9 protein-coding genes and 1 pseudogene are annotated in these 7,076 nt (G+C 61.4%); all 10 read left to right on the top strand.

The genetic code is table 11. The features are described 5' to 3' along the window. Positions 1–326 precede the first annotated feature (326 nt). Entirely contained in the window at positions 327–749 is a 423-nt protein-coding gene (tnpA, locus tag PQR67_RS37920; RefSeq protein WP_408467908.1) for an IS66 family insertion sequence element accessory protein TnpA, read from the top strand. Then, positions 743–1,090, top strand: a complete 348-nt coding sequence (gene tnpB / locus PQR67_RS37915; protein ID WP_408467907.1) for an IS66 family insertion sequence element accessory protein TnpB — start codon at positions 743–745, stop codon at positions 1,088–1,090. Before tnpA ends, tnpB begins: the two co-directional genes overlap by 7 nt. Positions 1,091–1,254: 164 nt before the next feature. After that, the gene (gene tnpC, locus PQR67_RS37910; protein ID WP_408467906.1) at positions 1,255–2,664 is read left to right on the top strand and encodes an IS66 family transposase; all 1,410 of its coding nucleotides are present in this window, start codon (positions 1,255–1,257) and stop codon (positions 2,662–2,664) included. A gap of 13 nt (positions 2,665–2,677) precedes the next feature. Continuing rightward, positions 2,678–3,169: a hypothetical protein gene (locus tag PQR67_RS37905; RefSeq protein ID WP_211625420.1), complete on the top strand. Its 492-nt coding sequence runs from the start codon at positions 2,678–2,680 to the stop codon at positions 3,167–3,169. 89 nt (positions 3,170–3,258) lie between these two features. Next, on the top strand, positions 3,259–3,438 hold the full coding sequence (locus PQR67_RS37900; RefSeq protein WP_408467905.1) for a hypothetical protein: 180 nt from the start codon (positions 3,259–3,261) through the stop codon (positions 3,436–3,438). Between the two features lie 99 nt (positions 3,439–3,537). Next, positions 3,538–3,717 carry a hypothetical protein gene (locus tag PQR67_RS37895; protein ID WP_408467904.1) on the top strand — a complete coding sequence of 60 codons (180 nt, stop codon included), beginning with the start codon at positions 3,538–3,540 and terminating at the stop codon, positions 3,715–3,717. Between the two features lie 11 nt (positions 3,718–3,728). Beyond that, positions 3,729–4,835 carry a transaldolase gene (gene tal / locus PQR67_RS37890; protein ID WP_408467903.1) on the top strand — a complete coding sequence of 369 codons (1,107 nt, stop codon included), beginning with the start codon at positions 3,729–3,731 and terminating at the stop codon, positions 4,833–4,835. Then, positions 4,832–5,131 (top strand): phosphoglucose isomerase-related protein, encoded by a 300-nt coding sequence (locus PQR67_RS37885; protein WP_408467902.1) that lies wholly within the window; start codon positions 4,832–4,834, stop codon positions 5,129–5,131. The genes tal and PQR67_RS37885 overlap by 4 nt, the downstream gene beginning before the upstream one ends. A gap of 130 nt (positions 5,132–5,261) precedes the next feature. Next, a pseudogene (locus PQR67_RS37880) lies at positions 5,262–5,420 on the top strand (phosphoglucose isomerase-related protein); the annotation flags it as partial. 94 nt (positions 5,421–5,514) lie between these two features. Then, the coding region (locus tag PQR67_RS37875; protein WP_408467909.1) for an amylo-alpha-1,6-glucosidase at positions 5,515–7,076 on the top strand (1,562 nt) is incomplete at its 3' end.

The raw sequence follows: 7,076 nt of genomic DNA, 5'->3' as shown, positions 1-7,076 counted from the left end.
CATCGAGAAGCGCAGCTACGCTTCAGAATCCTTCTTATTACTTCTTCGCTGACCAGCAAGCATCGAAGTATGCGACTCATTGGGGACTACGTGACGCGACTGCGTGACGCCAATCACGACGACAACTACTGCTTTCTCGAGATCTGCCGGGAGACTGCCGCCGGGCCGTAGTAATTTTTGTCAGGCAGGCCCAGGACGTCCTGGCGTGGCGGGACGTCTATTCTTGAGTGTCTGCTGCGTTGCAACGTAAGCGTCAGCGGATCCCGTCTTGAATCGCGACTTCCCGAATGTGAAGGTGATGCTTTCGTGAGAACGAGGGCGATGCGATGGAAGACGAGAACATTAAGGCTGCAACGGCGATGGGTACGCGTCGCCCACGGCAAGAGGAAGCGTTCTGGGGCGAAATGGTCACCACCTGGAAGGCGAGCGGTGTCGGCGCTCGGCGGTTTTGCCGAGAACAGGGTCTGGCGGTAAGCACCTTCAGCCTGTGGCGCAAGAAGCTCTCAAGCCCGGTCAGAGAGATTAAACAGCCACTCGCGGTTACTGCGGATGCGGCATTCATCGTTTCCAATCTGGATGGTGAACTGGCTCCCTCAAGGCCGCCTGTTGCAACGCCAGCGGCTGATGTATCGCCGTCGCGTGACGGGGTGACGCTCTCGCTCGCTGGCGTTCGTATCGAACTGAGCGGCGTTCACGCCGAGCGCATCGTGCGATTTGTACTCGGGCAGCTCGGAGGTGGTCGGTGCTGATTGCCTGGGACGTTCGCGCTTACATCTGTCGCGACCCGGTCGACATGCGCAAGGCGATCGATGGGCTGTCTTATCTCGTCGAGCCGCTACTTGCGCAGAAGCCTGCATCGGGCAATCTGTTTGTCTTCGTGGCGCGCGATCGCTCCAAAGTGAAGATTCTTTATTGGGACCGGACCGGTTTCGCACTTTGGTATAAGCGTCTTGAAAGAGGCCGTTTCCCGTCACCCTCGTTACTCGCTCAGCGCGGCTTCACGCTCGCGGAGCTCAACGCATGGCTCGAAGGCATCGAGATCCCAACGCGAGAGCCGCACCACACCGTGGCAGTGACGCGCGTGACGTGAGGTGCTCCAGCGCAGCCCCGAGCTTGTAAACGTGGCTTGAGTTAGGCATCATGGAGCACATGCCACCCAACGCCGTCACTGTCGCGGATCTTCCCGTCGAGCCCGATGCGCTGCAAGCATTCGCGCTCGAACAGAACCGGCTCGCACGGGTGTTGTGGGAGCAGTTGGAAATCCTTCAGTATCAGATCGCACAGTTGAACCGTGCGCGCTTTGGCGTGAGCTCCGAGCGCCTGGCGGACCAAGCCGAGCTGTTCGATGCCGCAACAGATATCCCGGCACCGCCGGCGGTCGACGCCATTCCCGTAGGGAGTCACACTCGTAAAGGGCGTCCGGCGCTACCGAAGGACCTGCCGCGCACACGCATCGAATACGATCTGAGCGACGAACAGAAGATGGCGTTCGATACGCTTGAACGGATCGGCGAAGAGCGCAGCGAGACGCTGCATTACGAGCCGTCCAAGCTCACCGTCATTGAGCACATCCGCTTCAAATACGTGGCGAAGAAGGATGGCGAATCGACCATCGTGACCGCAAGCGCTCAGCCGTCGCCGCTGCCAAAGAGCAATGCGAGCGCGAACCTGCTCACCAATGTCCTGGTCAATACCTATGTCGATCACCTGCCGTTGAATCGACAGGAAATGCGCTACGCGCGCCGTGGCGTGTACTTGCCACGCGCTACGTTGTGCGAATGGAAGCTGGCATCTGCTGAGCTACTCTCGGTACTGCTGCCTGGTTTGCGCGCTCACCAGTTGAAGGCGCCGCGCATGCACGTGGACGACACGACGCTACCTCTGCTTGAGCGAGGGCACCCATCAACGCGCACAGCACGATTATGGGGCTATCTGGGCGCGGGCCAGCGCAACGAGAACGGAGTCTGGGTCGACCACCCGCCAGCGGTCGTGTTCGAGTTCGCTGAGTCACGCGCGGGCGCGCATCCGCTGCTGTACCTGAATAAATACAAAGGCTATCTGCAAGCCGATGCGTACAGCGGTCATGGCGCGCTTTACGCGCGAGGTGACATTATTGAGGTCGGATGCTGGGCTCATTGCCGTCGACGGTTCTTCGAAATTGCCAAGACTCAGAAAGACCCCGGCCTCGCGGCGCAGGCGCTGCAGTGGATCGCTAAGCTATATGCGATTGAATCACGGGTCAAAGACCAAACCCCGGACATCAAGCTTGCGGCCCGGCAAGCGCAGACGTTGCCGGTGTTGGCACAGTTTCGTCAATGGCTAGACGCAAACAGCATCGGTTTGCTCCCGCAAGCCCCGCTCGGCAAGGCCTTCGGTTATGCGTTGCGACATTGGGAGGCGCTTGTCCGATATACAGAGAACGGCGTCCTGTTGCCAGACAACAATGCGCTTGAGCGCCAAATCAGACCGATTGCCCTCGGAAGGTCGAACTGGCTGTTCGCGGGGTCTCCACGAGGTGCCCGTGCGGCCGCAACGATGTACTCACTCATCGGAACGGCTCGCCTTAATAATATCGAGCCCTATGCGTGGCTCGAACGAACGCTTGAGAAACTGCCGTCGTATCCCGTCAATCGCGTGCACGAGCTCTTGCCGCTCGCCCGTTAAACACCTCTACACCATGGACATTCTCGACTCGCTTCGGCAGGCGCCTAGTGCCGAGCTTTATCGCCTCTATCTTGCTATCGGCAAAATGCTTGATGATCCCCGACGTATTCTCGAAATACGTCAACGCCTGCACCTGGGGATGGCCGTTAACTACATCGGCGATAACCCGCTTGGACCGCCGGCGCAAGGCACCATAGTCGAACTCCGCCAGACACAGGCAGTGGTTCAGGACAGCACAACTCGACGCCGTTGGGGCGTGCTCTATGCGGCGATCATCCCGGAAACTTCGACTGTTCAGCCTCACGTTGAACCGACACCGCCGCCGAGAACGCAGCGTGAAGAGTTCTTCATCGGTGACACAGTTAGCTTCACTGACAAGCACCTAAGCGAGCGCGTCGGAGTCGTCGTGAGGCTGAATGCCAAGACCGCATCGGTCGCCGTCAATGACACCGATGGCCACTGGCGCGTTTCGTACTCTCTATTGCGAAAGATCGTCGACATTTAGCCGCGAAAACTGCCCTAACGGGTTGTGCTGACGGATACGTTGCAACGCTATCGGCTGGAAGGTCAGATCTGGGCGACACGCGGCTGCTGATGTCCTCGTTCCTGATCGACTACCCGTTTGCAGGCGCGTTGTACCCTGACACGTTCGACGCCATCCGGCGTCTTCGGCGGCAGGGACTGGCAGTCATCTTTCCGATGGCGACGTGGTATTCCCGCCGCGCAGTGTTGAGCGCTCCGGGCTCCGGGACGCAGTCGATGGCCGTGTGCTGATCTATATTCATTAGGAAGAGCGGATGAATGCGGTTGCGAAGCGGTATCCGGCCCGGCGCTAGGTGATGATCGACGACAAGCTGTGCATCCCGGGCAGCGATGAAAAAGACATGGAAAGACGGCCTGACGACGATCTTCCCACGCCAGAGACACTACGCGACGGACCCAGCGAATCTCGCCGTATATCCGCCGGCCGACATCACGATCGAGCGCATCGGCGACCCGGCCAATGCTGATCTGACCACGCTGTTCGGCAACGGCACTGCAGGCGACGCGTAATAGGAGGCATCATGAAACTGACCCGACAACTGCATGACCTCGGCCAAAGCCTTTGGCTTGATAACATCACGCGCGGCCTGCTGACGGACGGCACGCTGCGGCGCTATATCAGCGAGTTTTCAGTGACCGGATTGACGTCCAACCCGACGATCTTTGATAAGGCCATCACGGAGGCAGATTTCTACGACGCCGCCATCCGGCAGCTGACGGCTGAAGGGAAATCCGGCGAGGCGCTGTTTTTCGAACTCGCGATCGAGGATCTGACCGGGGCCGCCGACCTGTTCCGTCCCGTTCACGACAGCACCGGTGGGGTTGACGGCTGGGTGTCGCTGGAGGTGTCTCCTTTGCTGGCCTACGATACGGCCGGCACCATCGACGCGGCTGCGCGCCTGCATGAAGCCGCGCAGCGTCCCAATCTGTTCATCAAGATTCCGGGTACGCCCGAAGGTGTTCCCGCGATCGAGGCGTCGATCTTCGCCGGCGTGCCGGTGAATGTCACGCTGCTATTTTCGCGCGAACAATACGTCGCGGCAGCGCAGGCGTACCTGCGCGGCATCGAGCGGAGGATCGCCGCTGGACTCGATCCGAACGTCGGTTCCGTCGCGTCGATTTTCGTCAGCCGCTGGGACGTCGCGGTGAAGGACAAGGTTCCCCCGCAACTTCGCAATCGCCTCGGCATTGCCATCGCCAAACGCGCGTACCAGGCGTACCGCGAATTGCTGGCATCGCCCCGCTGGCAACAACTCGCGGTTGCCGGCGCCCGGCCGCCGCGCCTGCTCTGGGCCAGTACCGGCACCAAGGATCCGGACGTCTCCGACACACTCTATATCGGTTCGCTGGCGGCCCCTGACACGATCAACACCATTCCCGACAAGACCTTGCATGCCTTCGCCGATCATGGCGAACTGAAGGGCGTATTGCCCGTCGATGGCGGGGACGCCGAAGACGTGCTCGCCGAATTCGCGCGGGCCGGTGTCGACGATGTGGCGCTCGCCGCCCAACTCCAGCGCGAGGGCGCAGAATCGTTCGACAAGTCGTGGAAAGATCTCATTGGCCGCATCGCCGCAAAGAGCGCCATGCTGGAGAAGGGCGATCAAACTCGTGCGGGACAACCGTGATCACGAAACGGGCGCCTCAGCTTCAACCGCTGACCGATCGGCCGGCGTGGAAGACGCCGGCGGACCATCACCGGAAGGTGCGTAGTCAGCATCCGCGGCAGCTCTTCGCCGGCGATCCCCTGCGGGGCGAGCGCCTGAGCGTCGAAGCCGCCAGTCTCTACCTCGAGTACTCGAACCACCGGGTGACCGACGAGACGATCACGCTGCTCGTGCAGCTGGCTGGCGAATGCAGTCTCGCTGAGCGGATCGACGCCATGTTCAGCGGCGCAACGATCAACGTGACCGAGCCATCATGAGCGTCGGCCATGCCTGGATACCGTTATGGAAGCGAGTGCCCTGGCAGGCCAGCCCGCACCACCGGTGGTGCTGATCAACTCACCCCGGCTCGTCGCGTGCTACTGCACTTGAGATGTGAATGGTGCAGCAGGGGCGATCTGCACTATCGATTCTTTCGATCGGTGGGGCGTCGAGCTGGGCAAGGTACTGGCACAGCGCATTGCGTCTGAGCTCGAGAGCGCGGACGAGATCGGACTTGCGCACGACAGATCGACCAACGCGCTGATCCGGCGCTACCGCCGTCTCCGCGAAGGGCGATGCTGGCACACGAGGAGAGGACCATGTCGCTCGAAATCAAGGTGGGGCCGCCACAGCTCGCGATCCATAAGGGGACGCTGTCCTCCTGACCGAGCCGGATGGCCAGATCAAAGCACCGACCCGGAAGGGTCTGTACTTCTATGACACCCGGGTGATCAGCAGCTGGACGATATATGCCGACGGCGAGCCGTGGGATCTGCTCAATGGCGGCACGACCACCTCCTTCGACGCGCGCATCTTTCTGGCCAACCGCGCACTCGTCACCGAGGCCGGTCCGATCGCGCCGCACACCATTGGGCTCATGCTCAGCCGTCAGATTGGCGGTGGCGTGCACGAGGATTTCGATCTGGTCAACTACGGCCGGTCGAAAGTGCGCTTCAATCTCGAAATCGCCGTGCGCAGCGATTTCGCGGATATCTTCGAGGTGAAGTCCGGCCACTTCATTCGGCGCGGCCACGTCATAACGAAATGGTCGGAGCGCAAGCAGCGTCTCACCACCGCCTACCACAACCAAGACTTTTCGCGGGAAGTCGCGATCACAGCACACAACAACGGTGCGCCAGCGGTGTATGCGAATGGTCGGCTCACGTTCGATGTCGAGCTGGCGCCCGGCGCCCAGTGGCACAGCTGTCTCACCTACGATCTCTCGGACGGTCACAAAAGCTATCCGGCACCGCAGGCGTGTACCAGACTGAACCGCGACACGTCGGAGAACAGCAAGCGGCTCATGGACTGGCAGCGCGCGGTGCTCAAGCTCGAGAGCAGCAACGACGGGTTCCGGCGCCTGTTTCGCCAGGCAACCGACGACATGGCGGCACTGCGCCTGCCCATTCGCGGCGCCGGCCATAGCCAGCTCGTGCCGGCCGCCGGTTTGCCGTGGTTCGTGGCGCTATTCGGACGCGACAGTCTGATCGCCTCGCTGCAGACTTCGATCGTCTATTCGGATTTTGCGCGCGGGACGTTGGAGGTGCTGGGCGTCTGGCAGGCGACCGGATGCGACGACTATCGCGATGCCGAGCCTGGCAAGATCATGCACGAACTTCGTTTGGGGGAACTGGCGAGTCTCAAGCTGATTCCCCACACGCCATATTACGGAACAGCGGACGCGACCCCGCTTTATCTGATCACGCTGCATACGGCGTGGTGCTGTACGGGCGATCGCGAACTGCTGAAACGTCATCTGCCGACCGCAGAGCGCTGCCTCGAGTGGATCGACCGGTACGGCGATCGCGACGGCGACGGCTTTCAGGAATACGCCACGCGGTCGGCGGCGGGTCTTGAGAACCAGAGCTGGAAGGACTCCGGCGACGCGCTGGTGTACCCTGACGGGACGCTGGTGAAAGGGCCCAAGGCGCTCTGCGAGTTGCAGGGCCACGTCTATGATGCGTGGCTGCGGATGGCGCAAATCTACGATGCGCTGGGAGACGCGGCCCGCGCTGCGGTGTTGCGCACGAAAGCCGCTGCGCTCTTCACGCGGTTCAATGAGGCGTTCTGGGACGAGGAGACGGGCTTTTACGCGTTCGCACTCGACGGCGAGAAGAAGAAAGTCCTGAGTGTCGCGTCCAATCCCGGCCATTGCCTCTGGTCCGGCATCGTGGCGCCCCCACCGGCGGGCCCCGTCGTGGGGCGGGGCCTTCACCCCGCCAA

The sequence above is a fragment of the Paraburkholderia fungorum genome, assembly GCF_046026025.1.
GTDB lineage: Bacteria > Pseudomonadota > Gammaproteobacteria > Burkholderiales > Burkholderiaceae > Paraburkholderia > Paraburkholderia fungorum_E.
The sequence above is the reverse complement of the archived record's forward strand: the minus strand, read 5'-3'. Positions and strand labels throughout refer to the sequence as shown.

Coding starts and splice junctions, on each gene's coding strand:
- tnpA (WP_408467908.1), top strand. CDS start 327: ATGGAAGACGAGAACATTAAGGCTGCAACGGCGATGGGTACGCGTCGC.
- PQR67_RS37905 (WP_211625420.1), top strand. CDS start 2,678: ATGGACATTCTCGACTCGCTTCGGCAGGCGCCTAGTGCCGAGCTTTAT.
- PQR67_RS37900 (WP_408467905.1), top strand. CDS start 3,259: ATGTCCTCGTTCCTGATCGACTACCCGTTTGCAGGCGCGTTGTACCCT.
- PQR67_RS37895 (WP_408467904.1), top strand. CDS start 3,538: ATGAAAAAGACATGGAAAGACGGCCTGACGACGATCTTCCCACGCCAG.
- tal (WP_408467903.1), top strand. CDS start 3,729: ATGAAACTGACCCGACAACTGCATGACCTCGGCCAAAGCCTTTGGCTT.